General features: G+C 63.0%; 21 protein-coding genes. 10 read left to right on the top strand and 11 right to left on the bottom strand.

Going from position 1 to position 21,036, the window contains the following annotated elements; translation table 11 throughout:
• Nucleotides 1-38 precede the first annotated feature (38 nt).
• The 4 genes from AC1DWQ_RS12760 (at nt 39) to AC1DWQ_RS12745 (ending at nt 3,090) form a co-directional block, all read left to right on the top strand.
• A complete protein-coding gene (locus tag AC1DWQ_RS12760) occupies nt 39-707 on the top strand; it encodes a hypothetical protein (RefSeq protein ID WP_477669969.1) in 669 nt (222 codons plus the stop codon).
• A 228-nt stretch (nt 708-935) separates the two neighbouring features.
• Entirely contained in the window at nt 936-1,721 is a 786-nt protein-coding gene (locus tag AC1DWQ_RS12755) for a hypothetical protein (RefSeq protein ID WP_477669968.1), read from the top strand.
• A gap of 196 nt (nt 1,722-1,917) precedes the next feature.
• The gene (locus tag AC1DWQ_RS12750) at nt 1,918-2,745 is read left to right on the top strand and encodes a hypothetical protein (RefSeq protein ID WP_477669967.1); all 828 of its coding nucleotides are present in this window, start codon (nt 1,918-1,920) and stop codon (nt 2,743-2,745) included.
• Between the two features lie 60 nt (nt 2,746-2,805).
• Complete coding sequence (locus AC1DWQ_RS12745) at nt 2,806-3,090, top strand: 7(1) septoil knot domain-containing protein (protein ID WP_477669966.1); 285 nt, start codon at nt 2,806-2,808, stop codon at nt 3,088-3,090.
• Between the two features lie 4 nt (nt 3,091-3,094).
• Here the strand turns inward: AC1DWQ_RS12745 and AC1DWQ_RS12740 are convergent, their stop codons facing one another.
• Nucleotides 3,095-3,661, bottom strand: coding sequence for an SPOR domain-containing protein (locus AC1DWQ_RS12740; RefSeq protein WP_477669965.1), 567 nt, complete (start codon nt 3,659-3,661; stop codon nt 3,095-3,097).
• A gap of 8 nt (nt 3,662-3,669) precedes the next feature.
• A complete protein-coding gene (locus AC1DWQ_RS12735) occupies nt 3,670-4,668 on the bottom strand; it encodes a sigma-54 interaction domain-containing protein (protein WP_477669964.1) in 999 nt (332 codons plus the stop codon).
• Nucleotides 4,669-5,309: 641 nt separating this feature from the next.
• On the opposite strand from AC1DWQ_RS12735, the gene AC1DWQ_RS12730 reads away from it, so the two are divergent.
• Nucleotides 5,310-5,705 (top strand): YkvA family protein, encoded by a 396-nt coding sequence (locus tag AC1DWQ_RS12730; RefSeq protein ID WP_477670212.1) that lies wholly within the window; start codon nt 5,310-5,312, stop codon nt 5,703-5,705.
• 74 nt (nt 5,706-5,779) lie between these two features.
• On the opposite strand, the gene AC1DWQ_RS12725 is transcribed toward AC1DWQ_RS12730, so the two are convergent.
• Together AC1DWQ_RS12725 and AC1DWQ_RS12720 are read right to left on the bottom strand one after the other, a co-directional pair.
• Nucleotides 5,780-6,226 carry a type II 3-dehydroquinate dehydratase gene (locus AC1DWQ_RS12725; RefSeq protein WP_477669963.1) on the bottom strand — a complete coding sequence of 149 codons (447 nt, stop codon included), beginning with the start codon at nt 6,224-6,226 and terminating at the stop codon, nt 5,780-5,782.
• Nucleotides 6,227-6,239: 13 nt separating this feature from the next.
• Nucleotides 6,240-7,250 (bottom strand): TRAP transporter substrate-binding protein, encoded by a 1,011-nt coding sequence (locus AC1DWQ_RS12720; protein ID WP_477669962.1) that lies wholly within the window; start codon nt 7,248-7,250, stop codon nt 6,240-6,242.
• 241 nt (nt 7,251-7,491) lie between these two features.
• Between AC1DWQ_RS12720 and AC1DWQ_RS12715 the strand changes: the two genes are divergently transcribed.
• The 4 genes from AC1DWQ_RS12715 (at nt 7,492) to AC1DWQ_RS12700 (ending at nt 13,232) form a co-directional block, all read left to right on the top strand.
• Nucleotides 7,492-8,271: an IclR family transcriptional regulator gene (locus AC1DWQ_RS12715; RefSeq protein WP_477669961.1), complete on the top strand. Its 780-nt coding sequence runs from the start codon at nt 7,492-7,494 to the stop codon at nt 8,269-8,271.
• A 376-nt stretch (nt 8,272-8,647) separates the two neighbouring features.
• On the top strand, nt 8,648-10,591 hold the full coding sequence (locus tag AC1DWQ_RS12710; protein ID WP_477669960.1) for a hypothetical protein: 1,944 nt from the start codon (nt 8,648-8,650) through the stop codon (nt 10,589-10,591).
• Nucleotides 10,592-10,650: 59 nt separating this feature from the next.
• Nucleotides 10,651-11,886: an ABC transporter substrate-binding protein gene (locus AC1DWQ_RS12705; RefSeq protein ID WP_477669959.1), complete on the top strand. Its 1,236-nt coding sequence runs from the start codon at nt 10,651-10,653 to the stop codon at nt 11,884-11,886.
• Nucleotides 11,887-11,993: 107 nt separating this feature from the next.
• Nucleotides 11,994-13,232, top strand: a complete 1,239-nt coding sequence (locus AC1DWQ_RS12700; RefSeq protein WP_477669958.1) for an ABC transporter substrate-binding protein — start codon at nt 11,994-11,996, stop codon at nt 13,230-13,232.
• 240 nt (nt 13,233-13,472) lie between these two features.
• Here the strand turns inward: AC1DWQ_RS12700 and AC1DWQ_RS12695 are convergent, their stop codons facing one another.
• Nucleotides 13,473-13,718, bottom strand: a complete 246-nt coding sequence (locus AC1DWQ_RS12695; protein WP_477669957.1) for a hypothetical protein — start codon at nt 13,716-13,718, stop codon at nt 13,473-13,475.
• A 2-nt stretch (nt 13,719-13,720) separates the two neighbouring features.
• Nucleotides 13,721-14,761, bottom strand: coding sequence for a 1-aminocyclopropane-1-carboxylate deaminase (locus AC1DWQ_RS12690; RefSeq protein WP_477669956.1), 1,041 nt, complete (start codon nt 14,759-14,761; stop codon nt 13,721-13,723).
• Nucleotides 14,762-14,989: 228 nt separating this feature from the next.
• Between AC1DWQ_RS12690 and AC1DWQ_RS12685 the strand changes: the two genes are divergently transcribed.
• Nucleotides 14,990-15,454 (top strand): Lrp/AsnC family transcriptional regulator, encoded by a 465-nt coding sequence (locus AC1DWQ_RS12685; protein WP_477647589.1) that lies wholly within the window; start codon nt 14,990-14,992, stop codon nt 15,452-15,454.
• 33 nt (nt 15,455-15,487) lie between these two features.
• On the opposite strand, the gene AC1DWQ_RS12680 is transcribed toward AC1DWQ_RS12685, so the two are convergent.
• The 5 genes from AC1DWQ_RS12680 to paoA form a co-directional block, all read right to left on the bottom strand.
• Nucleotides 15,488-15,883, bottom strand: coding sequence for a hypothetical protein (locus tag AC1DWQ_RS12680; RefSeq protein ID WP_477669955.1), 396 nt, complete (start codon nt 15,881-15,883; stop codon nt 15,488-15,490).
• Nucleotides 15,883-16,713, bottom strand: coding sequence for a hypothetical protein (locus tag AC1DWQ_RS12675; RefSeq protein WP_477669954.1), 831 nt, complete (start codon nt 16,711-16,713; stop codon nt 15,883-15,885). The genes AC1DWQ_RS12680 and AC1DWQ_RS12675 overlap by 1 nt, the downstream gene beginning before the upstream one ends.
• A gap of 272 nt (nt 16,714-16,985) precedes the next feature.
• On the bottom strand, nt 16,986-19,196 hold the full coding sequence (gene paoC / locus AC1DWQ_RS12670) for an aldehyde oxidoreductase molybdenum-binding subunit PaoC (protein ID WP_477669953.1): 2,211 nt from the start codon (nt 19,194-19,196) through the stop codon (nt 16,986-16,988).
• Nucleotides 19,193-20,149, bottom strand: a complete 957-nt coding sequence (locus AC1DWQ_RS12665) for an FAD binding domain-containing protein (RefSeq protein WP_477669952.1) — start codon at nt 20,147-20,149, stop codon at nt 19,193-19,195. The genes paoC and AC1DWQ_RS12665 overlap by 4 nt, the downstream gene beginning before the upstream one ends.
• Nucleotides 20,146-20,796, bottom strand: a complete 651-nt coding sequence (paoA, locus tag AC1DWQ_RS12660) for an aldehyde dehydrogenase iron-sulfur subunit PaoA (protein ID WP_477669951.1) — start codon at nt 20,794-20,796, stop codon at nt 20,146-20,148. The genes AC1DWQ_RS12665 and paoA overlap by 4 nt, the downstream gene beginning before the upstream one ends.
• Nucleotides 20,797-21,036 lie beyond the last annotated feature (240 nt).

Here is a 21,036-nt window from a genome sequence, read left to right as displayed (position 1 = left end):
AACCCCGCGTTTTTTCTTAACCCACCAGGAGTTTGACCATGGCATCGAGACGGTACACAGCGGACCAGACCGCCAAGGACAGGCTGGGCCCGGCGCCCAGCAATTATGGGCCGATACGCGGCCCCAAAAAAGTCATCGGCACGCACGCGCAGCAGTCGGTCTACAAAAAGACCCCATCGAAGGCACCGGTTGAGGTCGACCACATGAGTCCCGACTCCCTGCACCAGGCAGCCGGCAGTTCGAGGAAAAGCGGCGCCGGTGCTTCTCTGAGCAAACGCCTGCCGGCTTCGGCGATGAATAAAACGCAACACCGGCGCAAGCTCACGACCGGAAGCGGTGCAGTGGTCGAGCACCACCGCGCCTACCTGCTGAACGCTCATCATGGCCAGGTACCTTTCGCCGGCCCGATGGGCACGACGCAGGACCACTACGCGGCAACGCTTGAGGTCGAGTTCCGGTCAACAGCCACACCCGCGACGCTCTTCGGCAAACCGACGATTCACGATGCCCGTCCCTTCGATAACCCTTCGCAGCAGGGCGTGGTGCCTAAAAAGGACGCAGAGTGGGGTATGGACCGCCAGCTTGAGATGCTCACGCGCATCCGGAGCACCGGACATATCGATGCCACGCATGAAAACCATCTGAAGGACGTTGTCACCGAACAGCGCGCCGGCCTCGCCGACATGTACAAGCAGGCAGGAAAATGAGAGCGCGCATCGCGCCGGGCAGGTAAAGCATGGTATGGGCCAGGATGGCGCGTCGCGCCAATTTTGCGAGGGACGCCGCCTTCAAGCCGTCGACACGTCGCTATCTCGGCTCGCTGCCTGCTGCCGCCGTTGGCGCTGGCGCGGCGCGACTCCCCGGCTTGACCTCAGCAGCCTGCGCGAAATGGCCAATGACAAGACCCTGACCGAACCGCCGCTGAGCCCTGTCCGGTGGGTGGCTGGCCCGGGCTTCACATTCTGAACCTGAAAGGAAACATCATGCTACTCAGAAAGAAAAATGCCTCTGCGCAAAACCCGGGTCCGCAGCAGGGCGTGGGCGTGCCGCCAGCCGTGAAACCACCGACAAAGACCCAGCTGGCGGTCAAGCAGCGAGCGGCGCAGGGCCGAGCGCCGCTCGACCATTGGGACATGTTTGCCAACGTTATGGCCACGCGCAATGCGTTGCCGAAATCGCATCCGAGCCACCTGTCGCTACGTGCGGTTACAAAAGCCACCGCGACTGAAGTCCATCGGGCCACTGACGGCACACTGCCGATGCCCGACAAGGTCAAGGTGAGGGACGATGCCGGTCATGCTTCGACCGGTGGCGGCTACAGCGCCAAAAAGGACAGGACGAAGCCGATCACGCTGACGATGAAAAAAGGTTACGGAAAACGTGCGCTGGAAGAGATCACTCGTGACGAGAACACGGACAGCTTTCGCAAGCTCGTTCGCACTGTTGGTCATGAGATGACACACGTCGCGCAACGTAAAAGCCCGGCAGTCATGAAGGCCACGACCAGCCCGCAACGGGAAATGGAGGCCTACGGGTCGGAGATATTGAGTCATCCGCGGCTGCCTGCACTGCAGGGCCCACAGTTGCAGTCCACTGCCAAAAAATTCAGGAAGCAGGCGGCTGAAGTGACTGATCCAGGTGGCCATCTGTCTGCGGTTGAAGAAGACCGGCGCCGCCTTGTTGCGGCACAACTCGACACCGGCCGCGGCGTCGGCATGTAGATGGCGGGGAGAAACGGGGATTCAGGCCGTCTCAAACACAGCGCAACCGGCACGCTGGCCGTGCGGGCGGCTGCGCGGCCGTTGCGCTGCAGGGCACGAGCCCGGCATGCGGCAATTTTCGCAGTCCGGAGCCAGGTTACAGATACCGGTCGTGTCACCCGGGAAAAAATATGCACGTTTTCAGAGGGAGTAAACCATGGCATCCAAACGACAAACGCCAGCGCTGTCCAAGCCGGTCACAGCGCAGTCAGGCCCGAAGACGACGCGTACGGCATCGCCTTCCACCGCTGCTCCGCCGCGAGATCTCGTACATGCGACGATGACGGTCACAGCGCCAGGCGGAGGGCGCCTGACCGGCGGCAGTGATTCGCTTTCTGTGACGGGAAAAAACACCGCCTGGGCCAAAAAACCGGTCCCGGACGGAGGCGCCGGCGTGCCGAAATACCAGGCCCGCGTGGCCTATATGAAGGCCAACCACGCGGACCATCCGCTTGCACAAAAACTCATGGACCGGCATGTCCAGCAGACTCCGGCTGAGGACAAGCGCGGACTGTCCTGTGCAGAGGGCCACAGCCTTCTCGCTGCGCACCAGGAACTTAACCAGCGCGGCAACACCCATGCGGCGGCACACCTCGACGCGTTCACGGCCGGGCTGGTACCAGCCGTGCCGGCTTATGTGCCGGCAGCTGCACCGACCTTCGGCGCCAACACAAAAAATGCGCGCAAGAACCTGCTCATGAGCAAGTACCAGGCGGCCGAGGCGACACGCGTTGCGGAACATGGCACGCTCGTGCAGCAACGCCAGGCTACGCTCGACGGCCTTGCCAAAAGCATGACCGGCATGGACAGCTGGCACGAGTACGCGGCGAAGGAGTCGTCGTTCATGGCCTGGAACGACATCCAGCAGCACGGTGCGCTGTCCGATGTGCACCACCACGCCACCAGCGAGGTCAGCGCGGGTGACGCCATGGCGTATTGTGTGAAGTGCCGTGCCGAAGTCGCCGGCGGTCTGAAACACAAATGACCCCGATCCGGCAGACCGCTCGCCGGCGGCAGCAGGAAAACCCCGATCACAAAGAAATATATGCCGCGCATCTATGAATCCCCCACGATGGGTGACGCCGACATCCGTGTCGCGCTCGTCAGTGACCTCGGCCAGGCCGACCTTCTCGTGCACCGGGTTGGCAGCTGGGGCCTGGCCACCCGCCCGTGGCTTTGGTACATGGCCCCCAAGCAGGATGCGAACCTGTACGTTTACTTTTGCTCGCTTGGCATGGCACAGCTCGCGGTCTGCTATGTCGACACCTACGGCCAGGCTGGTTGGGTCAACAAACAGCAGCGGCACCCGGTAGCGCACTTGCTGCGCTGAGTTGTTATTTGGGTGGGGGCGGCAATGCGATGGTGCCCATATTGGGTGGCAGCCCGAGCTTGAGCGAGAGGTAGTTGCGTTGGGACAATGCCTCGTCCGCGCTGCCAAAACGCCCGACGGTGACCACTGACCATGAACCGCCCGCGGGCTCGCCCATCAGGACGACCGTGCTGGTGACACCTTGTGCCTGTATTGACGAAGCCAGCTGGCTGGCAGGCTGCGCCGTCGAAAACTGTGCCGCCTGCAGCGCGAAGCTGGGAGAAGCCGTGGCCACCGTCGGCAATATCAGGCTGGCCGCAGGCAGGGGTGACGATGCCGCGACGGCCGGCGCGCTTGCCGGGGCCGCAGCGACTGTAGAAGCGGCAGCGGCGGCTGGTGTGCTGCCAGGTGTTGCGGTTGGTGTGGAAGCCGCCCCTGTACCTGGAGTGGCACGGCCCGGGATTTTCGCTCCGATTTGTTGCGCTATTTTTGCCACACCTTCCTTGAATGAGGAAGGCGCAAGCAACCCGGCGGCGAAGACCACCATGCCGAATACCAGGGTTAACAGGACAAGGCCGTACTTCGCAAGCACGCTCGGACTCAGGCTTCACCGGCGCGGGTAGCGGTGGCGGCCTGGGCCCGGCTGGGGCTCAGGCTGTGTTTGCGCACCAGCCGTCCGAAAGCGCTGCGATCCTGTCCCGCGATCAGTGCCGCCTGAGTCAGGTTGCCGTTGGTTTGCATCAGCAAGCGGCTCACATACAGCCGCTCGAACTCCTTGACGGCCTGCTGCTTGGCTGTGCGAAAGACCGCCGGTTCGGCAGCGGGACGCTCGCCGCGGGGCTGTGACATTGCCTGGCTGATATCGACTTCGTTGCTGTCGCAGAGCAAGAAAGCTCGCTGGACAACATTCTCGAGCTCACGCACATTACCCGGCCACGTGTAGCTCTGGATAAATGCGATCGATGCCGGCGTCAGGCGAACCTGCGGCCTTCCATGATGGTGGCCGAGCCGCGTCAGGAAAATCCTGGCAAGTTCGATCCCGTCGTCGCCGCGCTCGCGCAGCGTTGGCAGATAGACCGATAACACGTTGATGCGATACAGCAAGTCCTTGCGAAAACGGCGTGCTTCGGCAAGCTCGTTGAGGTTGGCGTTGCTGGCCACGACGATACGAACGTCAGACTGTTTGGTCGAACTCCCGCCGACGCGGCGGTAACTGCCATCTTGCAGAAAACGCAGCAGCGCGGCTTGGGCCTTGAGGCTGAGCGCGTCGACCTCGTCAAGAAAAAGTGTGCCGCCGCCGGCTTCGCTGACAAGTCCGAGCGAGGCAACTTTTGCGTCAGTGAAAGCCCCACGCTCGTGACCGAAGAGCTCACTTTCAACCAGGGTTTCGGCCAGCGCCCCGCAATTGACCGGAACAAAAGCGCGGTCGGCCCTCTTGCTGCCGTAGTGAATGGCCCGTGCCACCATTTCCTTTCCGGTGCCTGTCTCACCCTCGACGAGAACCGCCGCATCAACTCTGGCGACACGCTCGATCTGCGTGCGCACTTTCGCCAGGGATTCTGAGGATCCCAGCAACTGGAAGCCGAATCTTGCACTCATCAACATCCCCCGTTTTATTGCGGCTACTTCAGGGGCTTCTGCCTGCTTTCGCGAGGAAGCAAGAAGAAACCGAGTGCCTGGAAGCGCAAACATAAGAGAATTGCCACCCCCTCACATCCTCCAATTGCAGGAGCAATTAGTACCGAAAATTCTTGATTGACCTGGCTGCTGAACTGCACTGAAGGCTGACGCAACTATTCACTGAATTCCAGCTTCAAACTTCTGTAAGCAGAATGTGTGAATTGCATTCGAGGTGCGGGGATGCACCCAGGAATTTTTTGCCTATTTTCACGGTCAACCGGACAGCCTTTCGCCAATATGGCTGGAGCTTGCCAGTGCTGAAAAACCTTGTGTGGCGATGACTGCTCTTGTCTGATCGTCGATACCTATTCCGCCTTACAAACTCGCGAATGAGCACCGGGTTTTTTGGAAATACCCAAGGCCTGCGACCTTTCAAATCGCTCCGCTCACAACCCTCATCCCCCTGTCAGAACTGACAGGTAGGGCATACACGGATCGGCTCGCAAAACTCAACATTTCTTCACAGACCTTCGACGGGCCCTGATAAACGACAGTCTGCAAACCGACGGAATCGGTGCAATCGATGTGATCATTCCAATCGCTGTGGCATGCTTGTGCGCATGACAGTGCGCGGCAAACTCGACAATTGGGCCAGACGGATCAAGCGCGATGGATTGACGCTCTGGTTCGCCGGCAAGCACCCGGCAACGCCCTGGTATGCGAAGGCGCTTGGGCTCTTCGTCGTGGGCTATGCGCTGAGCCCCATCGACCTCATCCCCGATTTCATCCCGGTGCTTGGATATCTGGACGATGTCTTGTTGCTCCCCGGATTGATCTGGTTGACCATCAGGCTCCTGCCCCCAGAGGTGCTCACCGATTGCCGTAACCGGGCCGATGAGTGGGTGAAGACGCAGGGCTCAAAGCCGCGCAGCCGGGTTGCTGCGGTCGTGATCGTGCTGGTCTGGATCGGATTCGCCGCGGCCTTGTGGATCTGGCTTGTCCCGCCGCGGTTGTAGCCTCTGCGCAAACTACTCACCGCGGAACTCGGCCCAGCGCCACCGCTGCGATCGGCAACCGTCCCGCTTGCCGGTCAGCCCGCCTTCACATCCTTCAGCGTTTCAACCAGTGCCCGCAAGCCGGCGGTATAGGACCGCCAGCCGAGGCCCTGGATGGTCGCCTTTACCGCGGGCGAAATGATGGAGTGGCTGCGCCACGCTTCGCGCGCGGCGATGTTGCTCATATGAATCTCCAGCACCGGGAAGGGCATGGCCTTGATCGCGTCATGCAGCGGCACGCCGTGCTGGGTCAGGCCTGCAGGGTTCAGCAGGGCGCCCTGCGCGCTGTCGATGTTCTCGTGAAATTTATCGATCAGCGCACCTTCGTGGTTGGACTGGAATATTTCCAGTTCAACCCCAAGCTCGGCGGCCAGCGATTGAAGGCTGGCGTTGATTTCGGCCAGCGTGGTCGTGCCGTAAATATGCGGTTCACGGCGGCCGAAAAGGTTGAGGTTGGGCCCGTGCAGGACAAGAATTTTCATAATGACTGCTGGTTTACTTGCGGATGCGTGCAAGTTCGGAGGTGTAGAGCTTCGTGGTCACCGGGTCGTAAGCGTTCATGAACCGTTCAACGACTGGTTTGGCCACTTGCCGCATGCGGCCCTGCTCAGCCGGGCTCAGCTCGTTGTATTGCATGCCCCTGGCCTGCAGCTCGCCCACGGCTTTTTGCGCCGCGGCGCGGCTGACCTGGCGCTGGTAGTCGCGCGTTTCGGCGGCCGCATCGTTCATGATCTTTTTCTCGGCCGGTGAGAGCTTGTCCCAAAAGCGTTTGCTCACCAGCACGATATTGGCTGCATACACATGGTTGGTGGCGCTGACGTACTTCTGGATTTCGTAGAACTTGTTGGACTGGATCACGGCAAAAGGATTTTCCTGGCCGTCGACGGCTTTGGATTCCAGCGCGCCGTAGAGCTCGGCAAACGGCATGGGCACCGGGTTGGCCTTGAAGGCCTTGAAGGTCTCCAGGAACACCGGATTGGGAATCACACGGATTTTCAGGCCGTCCAGATCTTCCGGCCTGGTGATGGGGCGTTTGCTGTTGGTGACATTGCGAAAGCCCAGGTCCCAATAACCCAGTGCGATCAGTCCCTTCTCCGGAAGTTTTGCGATGAGCGCCTGGCCCAGCGGGCCGTCAAGAAGCGCGTCCGCCTGCGCAAAGTTTGCGACTGAAAAAGGAAAATCGACCAGGCCGAATTCCTTGACGATGCCCGCCAGAGAGGTGGTGGCCGGCGCCGACATTTCCTGCACGCCGCCTTGCAGGGCGGACTGCTGCTGCAGCTCATTGCCCAGCGTTGAAGCCGGAAATTCCTGCACCTTCATCTTGCCGCCGCTCTTGGCTGCCAGCAGTTCACTGAAACGCTTGACGCCAAAACTTACCGGGTGGTCGGCATTGTTGAGGTGGCCGAACTTGATGGTGCGCTCCTGGATGTCCTGGGCCAACGCCGGGGCGGATGAAAGCGCCAGCAGCGCGGCTGCCAGGGTCAGTGACCTGCGATTGAACTGCATCTGGATGTCCTTTTATTGCGGAGAAAGAGGGGGAGGGCAAAGGGGCGGGGCAAGGCTGTTCGGCCAGATCGCACCCCAGACCGGCGAATCATCCGATAAAGTGGAAAGTCTTTCCATAATGGAAAACCATTATTATTTGAAGTGCAACCAGTTTCCAAGCCATGGCTAAATGTCGGCAAACGGCAAACGGCAAACGGCAAACGGCAAACGGCAAACCGGCGAAACCAGAGAGTCAAACCGCATGAGCACCCTTCTCGAAAGAAGCTTCAACACCCTGGAGCAATTGGCCGCGCACCCCGAAGGCCAAACCGTGTCCATGATTGCAGCCCGCCTGGACATGCCGCTCAGCGCTACCCACCGCCTGCTGGCAGAGCTGTGCCGCTGCGGTTATGTGCGCCAGGTGCGTGAGCAGGGCGAATACGTTCTCACCATCAAACTGGTCTCGCTGGGCCTGGGGTTTTTGAGCGCCTCAGGCATCGTCGATGTCGCGCAGCCCCTGCTCGACCATCTGGCCGAAGAATCCGGCGAACTGGTGCGTCTGGCCGTCGTCGACGGCGACGACCTGACCTTCGTCGCCAAAGCGCAGGGCGCGCGCCGTGGCCTGCGCTACGACCCCGACATGGGCCTGTCGGTTCGCCTGTCTTGCAGCGCCGCCGGGCATGCCTGGCTTTCCACCATGAGCGATGAAGAGGCATTGCGCCTGGTGGCCCAACAAGGCTTCGGCCCACCCAAAGACTTCGGCCCCAAGGCCCCCACCACCGTGAAGGCGCTGCTCGGCTTTGTGCACGCGGCGCGCAAGCGCGGCTTCAGCACAATCAGCGAAGTGTTCGCGCCCTCCATGTCCGCCATGGCCGCGCCCGTGCTGTCGCCCTCGGGCGCGATCGGTGTGGTCACGATTGCGGGGCCGCTGGTGCGGTTGACGCAAGTCAGGATGGAAGAGTTGTCCGAGGCGTTGCGGGCAACGGCCGATGAGATCCGGGCAGCCAGCGGGGCTTCGGCGCTGTTCAAGAAGCGGGCGTAGGCTTTCCGCGCCCCCGCTGAGGGCAGCTGATCGCACAGGCCTCTCGATACAGTGCAATACAAAGCAAAAGCGGCAATCGACAAATCGGCAAGGCGGGCCGCTCGCATGTAGCGCTTCCGTTATAGCCCGGGGTGTGTACTCCAGCAGTACATGTCGCAAACAGGCTGCGCCGATGTCACTATCTGTATCCATACGGGCGTCCAAAAATTTGCATTTTTGAAGATGCTCCCTCTGTATGCCGTCACGCTGAAAATTCTGACAAACGTCACAAAATGTGGAAGGCGAAAAGATACCCGGCAGGGCAGTAGCAACCGCCTTGTCAAAGGTATTACTGCAGCGTATCTTGCGATCAAACAAGCACAGCAGGGGGACACGCTTGAAAAAGTTGAAGTTGCTGACTTTTCACGCCAGGTCGATTCGCTCCCACCTGTTCTGGACCTACGCCGCGCTGGGCACGGTGCTTGTTGTGGCGCTCATGGTGCTGGCCGAGCTGGCCGCAAGCCGCATCGTGCTGGACGGCGCGCAGCGCGAGCTGGAGCAACTGGGCCGCCGCACGCAGGAGCAGCTGCTGCGCTTTCAGGAACCGGCCCGCGCCTGGCTGGAAGCCACCACCAATGACCCGCATGCCGGCCTCGAAGGCGAGAACGACATTTCAGTGCAGCGCATGCAGATGTCGATGCAAAACCGCTATCCCCAGATCGCCTCGCTGGTGTTCGGTTATCCGGACGGCAGTTACCTGCAAAGCATGGTGTTGCGCACCGAACGCGACCGGGCCTGGGCTAAATCGCTGCCGGAAGCCCGCTACGCGGAGCAGATCATCCGGGTCGACGAACACGAAAAGCGGGTGGAGGAATGGGTTTTTTACGACCAGCAAATGACCGCCATCGCCAGCGAACGGCGTCCCTGGGGCAACCGCTATGACCCCCGCAGCAGGCCCTGGTACGAGGGGGTGAGCGAGTTGAACCTGGGCACCTTCCAGGCCACCGATCCTTTTATGCTGCAGCTCCCGGCGGAGTTCGGCATGGCGTTGTCGCGGCCGCTCAGCGGGCCGAAGGGCGGCGTCGCGGCAGTAACGTTCACGGTCGCGGGCCTCTCGGATTTTCTGCGTGCGCGCAGTCAGGAGAGCCATGCCGAGCTGATCCTCTTTGATGAGCAGGGCCGCGTCTGGGGCTGGTCCGATGCAGACCGCCTTCGCCGTCTGCTGGCGTCCGGGCGGCCCGTGAGCCTTGCCGCGCTGAATGACCCCTTGTATGCCGCGTTGCCGCCGCTGATGACACAGGCCTCTCTGAAAGATACGCCGATTCATTCGATCGATGGCGCCGACGGCCAGCGTTTTGCCGCGGTGGTGATGCCGATCGAAGGCGTGTTCAGCCGCAAGGCCTATGTGGCCCTGGTGTCTGACCAGAACCTGCTGCTGGCGCAGGTGCGGCGTATGCGGTGGATGCTGCTGGGGGTGGGCGTGGCCGGGCTGGTACTGCTGATGCCCATGCTGTTCTGGATGGCCAACCGGCTGGCCAGGCCCCTGAAGAACCTGGTGCGCTCGGCCAGGCACATCCGGCAATTTGAATTCGACAGCGACATTCCCCAGGACAGCGACATCGCCGAGGTGCGCCGGCTGCAGGAATCGCTGGCGCTGGCACGCATCGCGTTGCAGGGCTTTTCGCGTTACGTGCCGCGGCCGCTGGTGCAGCATTTCATTGCCAACCGCCTGACGCCGCAGGCCGGCGTCGAGCAACGCGAGCTGGCGGTGCTGTGCGCCGCGCTGGACGACGACCACGCCACGGCCATGACCTGGTCGCCGAATGCCGACCACTACCTGCAGATCCTGGCGGTGGAAGTGGCGCAGGGCAAGGGCATGATGGACCGCTACGAAAGCTGCACCGCCGTCGCGCTGTGGAACACGCCGCTCAATGTGTCTAACCCGGCCGGTTATGCCTGCGAGGCGGCCCTGCGCGCGGTGGACTCCATGCAGGCGCTGGCCGAAGGCCTGGACGTGCCGGTCAAGCCACCGCGCTTTGGCCTGGATTTTGGCAATGCCACAGTCGGCAACTTCGGCACCTGGGATCACCTGACTTTCACCGCAGTGGGCGCACCGCTGGACCGGGCCCGGGCGCTGGCGCGCCAGGCCAATGCGCTGGGCGTGAACATCGCCGCCAGCCGCGCGGTGGCGCTTGCGGCCGCGCGGTTTTTCCGTTTCAGGCTGGTGGCCACAGTACCGCTAGGCCCGAAGGATGAGCTGTGCGAGGTGTATGAGCTCCTGGAAAGAATAGACCACGAACACCCTGCGAAACACGAGGGCGTGAGCCTGCCGGCCGTGTGAGCTGCAGGTTTGCACCGTCGGGTCCGCGTGGCTGTTCTTCATGTGAAAGAGGGGTCTTTATGGCCGGCAGATCAATGTTGACGCGCAGGCACTGGCTGCGCCAGGGTGCCGGCCTGGCCGGCGCAGCGACGGTGGGGCTGGCGCAGCTTGCCCGCGCGCAGGCAGGCAAGCCGCTCACGATGTCCTATGGCTGGGTTCCGTGGGCGGCGGGCAACTCGCCGATCACGCAGCACATGATCAACAAAAAGCTGATCGAAAAACACGCGGCGCAATTTGGCTACGACCTCACCATGGACTACCGCGCCTACCCCGCGGCAGCGCCGCAGGTCGAGGCCCTGGCCGCCGGCCAGCTCGACATGGCCATGTGGGGCAACACGCCGACGCTGCGCGCCATCGTGGCAAAGCTTCCTTTCAGCCTGGTGTCGGTGGCGGAAGGGCGGCTGCGCTTTTTGCTGTGCACGCGCAAGGACTCGCCCATCCGCAACGTGCAGGACCTCAAGGGAAAGACGGTCGGCACACTGGTAGGCGCTGACCCGTACAACGCGTTCACGCAAATCCTGCGCTATGAGCTGGGCAACCCCGACCCGGCCGCCCATGGCATCCGCATGGTGCACCTGCCCACCTTGCCCGAAGCGGCGCAGGTGCCCAGCGGCGTGGACGCCACATTGGCCGTGTACCCGGCCTTCCTGAAAGCGCAGGCCACGGGCACGGTGGCTGTGATGAACTCCTACGGCTACACCGAAGGGCATTACGACGGGCCAGCCGGCAAGGGCGCCGGCATCCTGCTGCCCTCGGTGAAGAATTCGCCTTTCTATCCAGACGGCTATTACCTGCATCGTTCCTTCCGCATCGTGCATAGCAACATCGTGGAAAAACACCCCAACCTCGTGCTGGCCTTTCTGCTGGCGCAGCAGGAGGCCGTGAGCGTTCTCAGCGAAGCCGACCCGGAGGCCGTCTCGCAGCTGGTCAAGTCCTACTGGGGCCTGTCGCCGGCGGATGGCGCCAAGGTGGTTCGTGACGAAGTCGTGTTCCGCCGCGGCTGGGCCTGGTCCACCGAAGGCGACGCGCTGGCTTTGTTCGCCACCTCCAAAATGATTGCGGGCGCAAAAATCATTCCGCAACCCCTGAGCTGGGCGCAGGTGAAAAGTGTGTTCGTGCAAACTGCACCGCTCGCCAAACAGGCTTACGAGCGGCTGGGTGCCAAACCCGCCATCACGGAATTCCAGAGCGCGAAGGTCGGCGACCTTCGCGGCCTGCCCTCATGGGAAATGCAGCGCTGGAAGGACCGGACCTAGCGAACCCGGAGCTTGCCAACCCGGGGGCGTTGATTTTTGTTTCAGGCGGAAATCCGCGGCCCGGCGCCGTGCCTTTCGCGGGCAACCCCCAACCAAAAGGAGAGCCGATGACCGGCAGATCAATGTTGACGCGCAGGCACTGGTTGCGCCAAAGCGCCGGCCTGGCCGGCAGCGCACTGGGGGCCGCGGGCATTGTTCGCGCCCAGGCGGGCAAGCCATTCACGCTGTCATTTGGCTGGGTGCCGTGGGCGGCTGGCAATTCGCCGACAACGCAATACATGATCGGCAAAAAGCTGTTTGAAAAATATGCCGCGGAGTTCGGCTACGACCTCACGGTGGACTACCGCATCTACCAGACGGGCGCTCCGCAGGTAGACGCACTCACCGCCGGCCAGCTCGACATGGCGCTGTGGGGCAACACGGCAACGCTGGGCGGCATCCTGGCCAGGCTTCCGTTCAGCCTGGCGTCGGTGGCGGAAGGGCGGTTGCGCTTTGTGCTGTGCACGCGCAAGGACTCGCCCATCCGCAATGTGCAAGACCTCAAGGGCAAGACAGTTGGTACCGTGCTGGGCGGCGACCCCTACAACGCGCTGACGCAAATCCTGCGCTATGAGCTGGGCAACCCCGACCCTGCCGCCCACGGCATTCGCATGGTGCACTTGCCGACCTTGCCCGAAGCGGCGCAGGTGCCCAGCGGGGTGGACGCCACGCTGGCGGTGTACCCGGCCTTTCTGAAGGCGCAGGCCACCGGAACGGGCACGGTGGCCATCATGAACTCCCACGGCTACACAGAAGCCCATTACGAGGGGCCGGCCGGCATGGGCGCCGGCATCTTGTTGCCCTCGGTGAAGAATTCGCCTTTCTATCCGGACGGCTACTACCTGCACCGGTCCTTCCGCATCGTGCATAACAGCCTTGTGGAAAAGCACCCGAACCTTGTGCAGGCTTTCCTGCTGGCGCAACAGGAAGCTGTGCATGCACTCAGTGAGGCCGACCCGGAGGCGGTGTCGCAGCTGGTCAAGTCCTACTGGGGCCTGTCTCCGGCGGATGGCGCCAGGGTGGTTCGCGATGACGTGGTGTTTCGCCGGGGCTGGGTGTGGTCGACCGAAGGCGACGCGTTGTCGCTGTTTGCCACAGGAAAAATGATTGCAGGCGCCAAAATCATCCCGCAACCCCTGAACTGGGCGCAGGTGAAAAGTGTGTTCGTGCAAACCGCACCGATCGCCAAACAGGCCTACGAGCGGCTGGGCGCCAAACCCGCCATCACGGAATTCCAGAGCGCGAAGGTCGGCGACCTCCGAGGTTTGCCCTCATGGGAAATGCAGCGCTGGAAGGACCGGATCTAGAGGTCGTTAGCCGACGAATGCTATTAAAAACATAGCTGCTCGCGCATGACTCTATTGGGATACAGCCACTTTTTATGCTTGAAAATGGTCTTTTTCAAGCGGTTTTAGCGTGTGGAGGCAGGCGCTGGGCCGCGGAAAAAGGCCTCCGGAGCCCGCTTTTGATGCATAAAAAAGGCCTGTAACCCAATAGAGTCATGCGCGAGCAGCTATTTAATTGATAGCAAAACGCTGACGTCACGCTCAGATGCAGGCCAGTTCCACCCATTGATGCAGCGTGTCCGGCTGCCGTATCACCTGCACCAGGCTGGCAGCCGGCCCGTTTTTGCTGATGGCCAGCACCACGGTGTGCACGGCAGGGTCATTCAGTGCCGCGCGCAGCAGGGGCATGCCGGCGCTCTCGGGTGCCTCCGCGTCACGCGGCGCTGCGCACAAGGCTTCCATCAGCCGGGTTGCCAGCGCCACGGTCAATGCTGCAGGCCGTTCCATGTTCAACCGTTGCGGAACAGGAAGCTGTAGGCATTGAGCGCCGGCACGCCGCCCAGGTGCGCATACAGCACGCGTGAGCCGGCCGGAAACTCCCCGCGCCGCACCATGTCGATCATGCCCTGCATCGACTTGCCTTCGTACACCGGGTCGGTCAGCATGCCCTCCTGGCGGGCGCACAGCCGTATCGCCTCCAGCGTGCCTTCGGATGGCAGGCCATACTCAGGGCCGCCGTAGCGGGTGTCGAGCACGACGTCTTTTTCGGTGATGGGGCGGCCCAGCTCCACCAGCTTGGCGGTGTTCTGCGCAATGCGCAAAATCTGCGCGTGGGTTTGTGCGGGCTTGGCCGACGCATCGATGCCGATCACGCGGTCGGCGCGGCCGTCTGCCGCAAAGCCCACCACCATGCCGGCCTGCGTGCTGCCGGTGACGGAGCACACCACGATGTAATCAAACTTGAAGCCCAGCTCGGCCTCTTGCGCGCGCACTTCTTCGGCGAAGCCGACAAAACCCAGGCCGCCATACGGGTGCTCTGAACAGCCCGCCGGAATCGGGAAGGGCTTGCCGCCCTTCTTGCGCACGTCTTCCATCGCCTGCTCCCAGCTCGGGCGGATGCCGATGTCAAAACCGGCCGCGTCCAGGCGCACGTCGGCGCCCATGATGCGCGACATCTCGATATTGCCCACGCGGTCATACACCGCGTCGGAGTAGTTGACCCAGTTCTCCTGCACCAGCACGCACTTCATGCCCAGGTGCGCCGCCACCGCCGCGACCTGGCGCGTCTGGTTGGACTGGATGCCACCGATCGACACCAGCGTGTCGCAGCCCTGCTCTAGCGCCTCGGGGATCAGGTATTCCATCTTGCGCGTCTTGTTGCCGCCGAACGCCAGGCCGCTGTTGCAGTCTTCGCGCTTGGCAAACAGCTCGACCTTGCCGCCCAGGTGGGCGCTCAGGCGCTTGAGCGGCTGTATCGGGCTGGGCCCGAAGGTCAGGGAGTGTTTTGCAAATTTCTGGAGCTGGAGCGGATACTGAAGCGGGGTAGACATGGCAGTGTTTCTCGGTTGAAGCCCTTGTGCGTAGACTGAAATGGCCGCAAAGAAGGAGGGCATGTGGGTAAAGGTTTGGGTGCAGTCCTGAATCAAATCGTATCGCCCGGGCCGTGGAATGAATTGCATACTTCAGCGAATAAGTCGACTCAGGAATCTTTGAATTGGATAAACGCACAATTTATTTTGTTGAATTGCCATTTTGTGCAAGATTTGTACAATTCCTCAATGGAAAAAGAACTCGACCGGGTAGACCGCAAGCTCCTGAAGCTGCTGCAGCAGGACGCCTCATTGCCCAACATGCAGCTGGCCGAAAAAACCAACCTCAGCGCACCGGCCTGCTCCAGGCGGGTGGCCAGGCTCAAGGAGCTGGGGCTGATCCGCAAGACCGTGGTGCTGGTCAACCCGCGTGCGCTGGGCTACAACGGCCTGGTCATCATCGGTGTCGTGCTTGACCGCTCCACCACCGACTCATTCGCCGCGTTTGAAAAAGCCGCCGCCGGCCTCACGGGTTGCCTTGAGGTGCAACTGGTGACCGGCGAGTTTGATTATTTTGTGAAGCTGCGCATCAAGAGCATCGACTCGTTCAACGAGATGCACAGCGCCCAGCTTGTGGCCCTGCCCGGCGTGCGGCAGGTGCGCACCTTTGTATGCCTCAAGGAAGTGTTCGAGACGACCGTGATTCCGGTATGAAGTGGCGGGCTGGTTCGGGGGGAAGTTACGCCGTCAATCCTTGCGCTCTCCGTAAGCCGAGTCAGCCGAATACGCCGGGCGAATCCGCGTCTTTTTCACAACGCCACCCGGTGTGAACAGAATCACCAGTTCCGGGTTGGTCACCGTGGCTTGCGGCGTCTTTTTCCGGTAGACCCACACCTCGAATCCGCTGTCGAACTTCACCGACGTGGCGGCGTCGCCCAGCGCGGCCGTCACGTCTGCCTTGGTGGATTGCCCGGCCACGATGGCGCCCTGCGCGCTTTCCATCGTCATCGCCGGGTCACGAAAAGGCGGCGGCGCTTCCTCAGGGCCGAACAATCCCCCCGGGCCCGCGCAGCCGGCCAGCCACAGGCAGGCAAGCAGCATCGCACCGGCATGCCGCAACGTTTGGCGGGGCAAGGTTTTCATCACGGCCCGTCCATGTACTCAAACTCCACCAGCGTGTCGTCCGGCCAGCTCCGGTCACCCAGCGGCAGCACGTAAGTGCGGTCTACCAGTACCTCGCAGTCGCAATACGGCAGGTCGCCGTTCAGGTTGGGGTCGTCGCTGGCGGCGGCGTACAGCTTGTCGATGGAAAGAATCTCCCGCCGCGCGCCGTTCACCATGGCCACGCTGAACAAAGGCCGGTCTGCAAAGAACAGATAAAGCGGCGCCTTCCTGTCGCAGTAAGCCGGCGTATCCAGAATCACCCGCGCCAGCCGGCCGATCACGTTGGTGGTGTTCGACACCAGGCCAGCCTCCATGCCCACCTGGCACTCCAGCCGCAAGTCCCCCAGCCGACGCGTGTTGGGCGGCAGGCCCGGCGTGCGTATCTCCGTGCGCCACGTCATGGTCTGCGCCTTCCGGTTCGGAATCACCTGTGCGTTCTCGTCAAACGCCTTGGGGTCACGCTCCAGCGTAAAGGTATGGTCCGGCGCCACCGCCACGCCAAACGCCACCGTCGTCCCGATGACCTCCATCTCGATGCGGTCCATCTCCGTTTCGCGCTTGCGCGGCAAGAGTTTGAAGCGCAGCGACGCGTTGGGCGCCATGGCGGCGCGCTGTTTCTCGAAAAGGTCCATGCCGCGGACCATCTTGCGGTAGGACTTTTCGACGGGGTCGCGGTTTGCCTTGGCGGCGATGGTGACCTGCGGCAGCGTGCCTGCGGCTTTGTCCTGCGCAGCGGTGCCCAGGCACGCAGCGGCCAGGGCTGACGCCAGGATCAGCCGTGTGGCGAGGCGAAAAGGGCGGGTTGGCATGGCACCGTCAGTACGGAACGGATTCACAGGTAAAACCGATCCTAGTACGCGCGAACACGCAGCTGTGTAGGACTTGTTCCAGCGGTGCGGCGGGCCGCCGTTCCGCTCGCCGGTGAGCTTGCGCAAGGGGTTCAGGATTGTGCAGACGCGCTATTAAATCAGGAGCTGCTTGCGCCCGTCCTGATTAGGTTTCAGGCACTTTTTATGCCTGAAACAGGCGTTTTTAAGGTGTTTTCCACACCCGCCGCCGGCGTGATGAGGCGCGCCGGCGCTCACACCAGCGCCGGCAGGCTGTTCAGCACTTTGTCCAGTGTGATCGGGTAGTGGCGCACCCGCGCGCCGGTGGCGTTGTAGACCGCATTGGCCACGGCAGCGCCGACGCCGCAGATGCCCAGTTCACCGACGCCCTTGGCCTTCATCGGCGATGAGGTCGGGTCGGTCTCTTCCAGGAAGATCACGTCCTGGTGCGGAATGTCGGCATGCACCGGTACCTCGTAGCCCGCCAGGTCGTGGTTCACGAAAAAGCCGTGACGCTTGTCGACGGCGAGTTCTTCCATCAACGCCGCGCCCACGCCCATGGTCATCGCGCCTATCACCTGGCTGCGCGCGCTCTTGGGGTTGAGGATGCGGCCCGCGGCGCAGACGGCCAGCATGCGTCGCACACGAATTTCGCCGGTGTAGATGTCGACGCCCACTTCCACAAAGTGCGCGCCGAAGGTCGACTGCTGGAATTTTTTGCCCAGGTCGCCGAACTCGATGGTGTCTTCGGCGACGAGGCCCTGGGCGCCGGCAGCTTCAGCCAGCGGCACAGTGCGGCCATCCGCGCTGACCATGCCGTCGGCAAACGTGATGTCGCCCTGGGTCATTCCCAGCTTGTTGGCGACGGCTTCGCGCAGCTTCATGCAGGCGGCGTACACGCCCGACGTAGAGCTGTTGGCGCCCCATTGCCCGCCCGAGCCGGCCGACACGGGAAAGGCGGAGTCGCCCAGCCGCACAAACACCTTTTGCAGCGGCACGCCCATGACTTCAGCGGCGGTCTGCGCAATGACGGTGTAGGTGCCGGTGCCGATATCGGTCATGTCGGTTTCGACCGTGACAAGGCCGGTGTTGTCCAGCCGCACGCGCGCACCAGACGGCATTGTCAGGTTGTTGCGAAAAGCCGAGGCGACACCCAGGCCCACCAGCCAGCGCCCTTCACGCAGCTGGCCCGGTTTGGCTACGCGCCGGTTCCAGCCGAAGGTTTGCGCGCCGGTTCTCAGGCATTGGATCAACTGGCGCTGGGAGTAAGCACGGTCGGGTTTTTCAGGGTCTACCTGCGTGTCGTTGAGGACACGGAACTCCACCGGGTCCATGCCCAGCTTCCCGGCCATTTCATCCATGGCGATCTCGAGCGCCATCAAGCCGGGCGCCTCGCCCGGTGCACGCATCGCGTTGCCTTCGGGAAGGTCCAGCACGGCCAGCCGTGTGGCGGTCATGCGGTTGGCGCCGGCGTAAAGCAGGCGCGTCTGGTTCACCGCGGTCTCGGGCCCGCCGCCGGGCAGGTCGCCTGACCAGCCCTCATGGCCGATGGAAGTGAGCTTGCCGTCGCGCCCCGCCCCAAGGCGTATGCGCTGGATGGTGGCCGGCCGGTGGGTGGTGTTGTTCATCATCAGCGGCCGCTGCAGCGCGACCTTGACCGGCCGCTGCACCGTGCGCGCACCCAGCGCGGCCAGCAGCACATCGGCACGCAGGAAAAGCTTGCCGCCGAAGCCCCCGCCGATAAAGGGCGACACCAGCCTGACGTTGGCTTTGGGGATGCCCAGCGTTTTGGCCAGATCGCCCACGCCCCAGTCGATCATCTGGTTGGCTGTCCAGACCGTGAGCTTGTCGCCATTCCACGCTGCGATGGTGGCGTGCGGCTCCATCATGGCGTGCGACTGGTCGGGCGTGGTGTAGGTGGCGTCCAGCTGCACAGGCGCGGTGGCAAAGGCGCCCGCGAAATCGCCCACCCTGGTTTCAGGTTCACCCGAAAAATCAGACGCCTTGGCCAGTGGCGCGCCGTCTTTTTCAGACGCCAGGTTGAACTTGCCCGGCGTGCTCTCATAGACGATGCGTACCAGTTGCGCGGCGGCGCGCGCCTGCTCAAATGTGTTGGCCACCACCAGCGCCACGGCCTGGTGGTAGTGCTCAATCTCCGGCCCGCCCAGCAGCTTGGCCGTGTTGAAGCTGCCTTTGGTGAGCTTGCCGGCGTTCTCTGCCGTGACGATGGCCAGCACGCCCGGCGCGGTGCGGGCCGCGCGCAAATCCATCGACGCGATGCGGCCCTTGGCGATGCCGGCGCCTACGACGTAGCCGTAAGCCGCGTCGGGTGCGGCGTCGTGGCGCTCGTAGGCGTAGGGTGCGGTGCCGGTGGTTTTGAGCGGGCCGTCAATGCGGTCGGTCGGTTTGCCGATGACCTTGAGCTGGTCAATGGGGTTGGTGGTGGCAGGGGTGTCGAATTTCACGATGCGCTCCTCGCCTGGGCCAGCACGGCGGCGATGGTTCGCTCTGCCAGTGGCAATTTGAAGGCGTTGTCATGTGTCGGTGTGGCGCCGGCCAGCACGCCGGCCGCAAGAGCCCGCGCACCTTGCGGCATGGCGGCCTCTGCGGCTTCAACGCGCCAGGGCTTGTGCGCCACGCCGCCCAGGGCGACCTTGCCGGAGCCATCACGCTGCACGATGGCAGCCACGGAAACGAGCGCGAAGGCGTAAGAGGCGCGGTCACGCACCTTGCGGTAGATGTGCACGCCGCCGGCCGGGCGCGGCAGCGTCACGGCGGTGATCAGCTCACCGGGCTCCAGCGCGGTTTCGATGTGCGGCGTTTCGCCTGGCAGCCGGTGAAAGTCAGCAATGGGAATGACGCGCGCACGCCCGTCGGCCCGCACGGTTTCTACCGATGCGTCGAGCACCCGCATGGCAACAGCCATATCACTCGGGTGGGTGGCGATGCAGGTCTGGCTGGTGCCGATGATGCCGTGCTGGCGGTTCACGCCCCCGATGGCGCTGCATCCGCTGCCCGGCTGGCGCTTGTTGCAGGGCTGGTCGGTGTCATAAAAGTAGGGGCAGCGCGTGCGCTGCAGCAGGTTGCCGGCGGTGGTTGCCTTGTTGCGCAGCTGGCCCGAGGCGCCGGCGAGCAGGGCCCGTGACAGCACGCCGTAGTCGCGCCGCACGCGCTCGTCTGAGGCCAGCGCGGTGTTGCGAACCATCGCGCCCACTCGCAGGCCGCCTTCGGGTGTCGCTTCAATCTTGTCCAGCGCCAGGCCGTTCACGTCGACAAGATGCGCCGGCGCTTCGATCTGCAGCTTCATCAAATCAAGCAGGTTGGTGCCGCCTGCGATGAATTTTGCCGCCGGGTTGCGGGCCACCGCTGCGGCAGCTTGTGCCGGCGAGGTGGCGCGCTCGTATGTGAAGGGTTTCATGCCTGCCCCCCCGCGACTTCAGTGATGGCTTCAACGATGTTGGAGTAAGCACCGCAGCGGCAGATGTTGCCGCTCATGCGCTCCCGAAGCTCGTCGGGCGAGAGCAGCGGCCGCGCGGTAATGTCCGCGCTGACGTGGCTGGGAACGCCCCGACGGAGCTCGTCGAGTGCGCCGACGGCAGAGCAGATCTGGCCCGGCGTGCAGTAGCCGCACTGGTAGCCGTCATGTTTGACGAAGGCTGTTTGCAACGGGTGCATGCGCTGCAAGGTTCCCAGCCCTTCGATGGTGGTCACCTTGCTGCCCTCATGCATCACGGCCAGCGTCAGGCAGGAATTGATGCGCTGCCCATCAAGCAGCACGGTACAGGCGCCGCACTGCCCGTGGTCGCAGCCCTTTTTGGTGCCGGTAAGGTGCAGATGCTCGCGCAAGGCATCGAGCAGCGTGGTGCGTGTGTCCAGGTTCAGGGTGTGGGCCGTGCCGTTGACCTCGATGGTCACGCGCTCCTGAGGGACGGAGCCGGGTGCGGCGAGCGGTGAAGAGGGGGCGGCGGTTGCGTCTGATGGCATAGTGGTCACAGCCGCTGAAGCGGCGCTAGCGATCAGGATACCTCGCCGGGAGATGGTGAGTGCATCGGTGGGGCTTTCCATGGCTTCTGCCTTTGTCCTTAAAGATGGAGTGGGGAGTGGCGAGGTAACCGCCAGCATCCCGGAGCAGGGCCGATTGCACTGTAGGAGACAGGCTAGGTGGGGAGTCAGTTGCCGCCACTGCCGCCGCCGCCATCACGACCGCCGCCGCGTCGAGGTCAGGAAGTACGCCTGGCGCATCCTCCCACTTCTTTTGCCTTACCTTGCAAACGGGTTGTCAAGCGAGGGTCAGGACTGCAGTTT

The sequence above is a fragment of the Polaromonas sp. P2_G11 genome (assembly GCF_056403595.1).
Note: the sequence above shows the minus strand (reverse complement) of the source record. Positions and strands in the feature narration are given on the sequence as shown.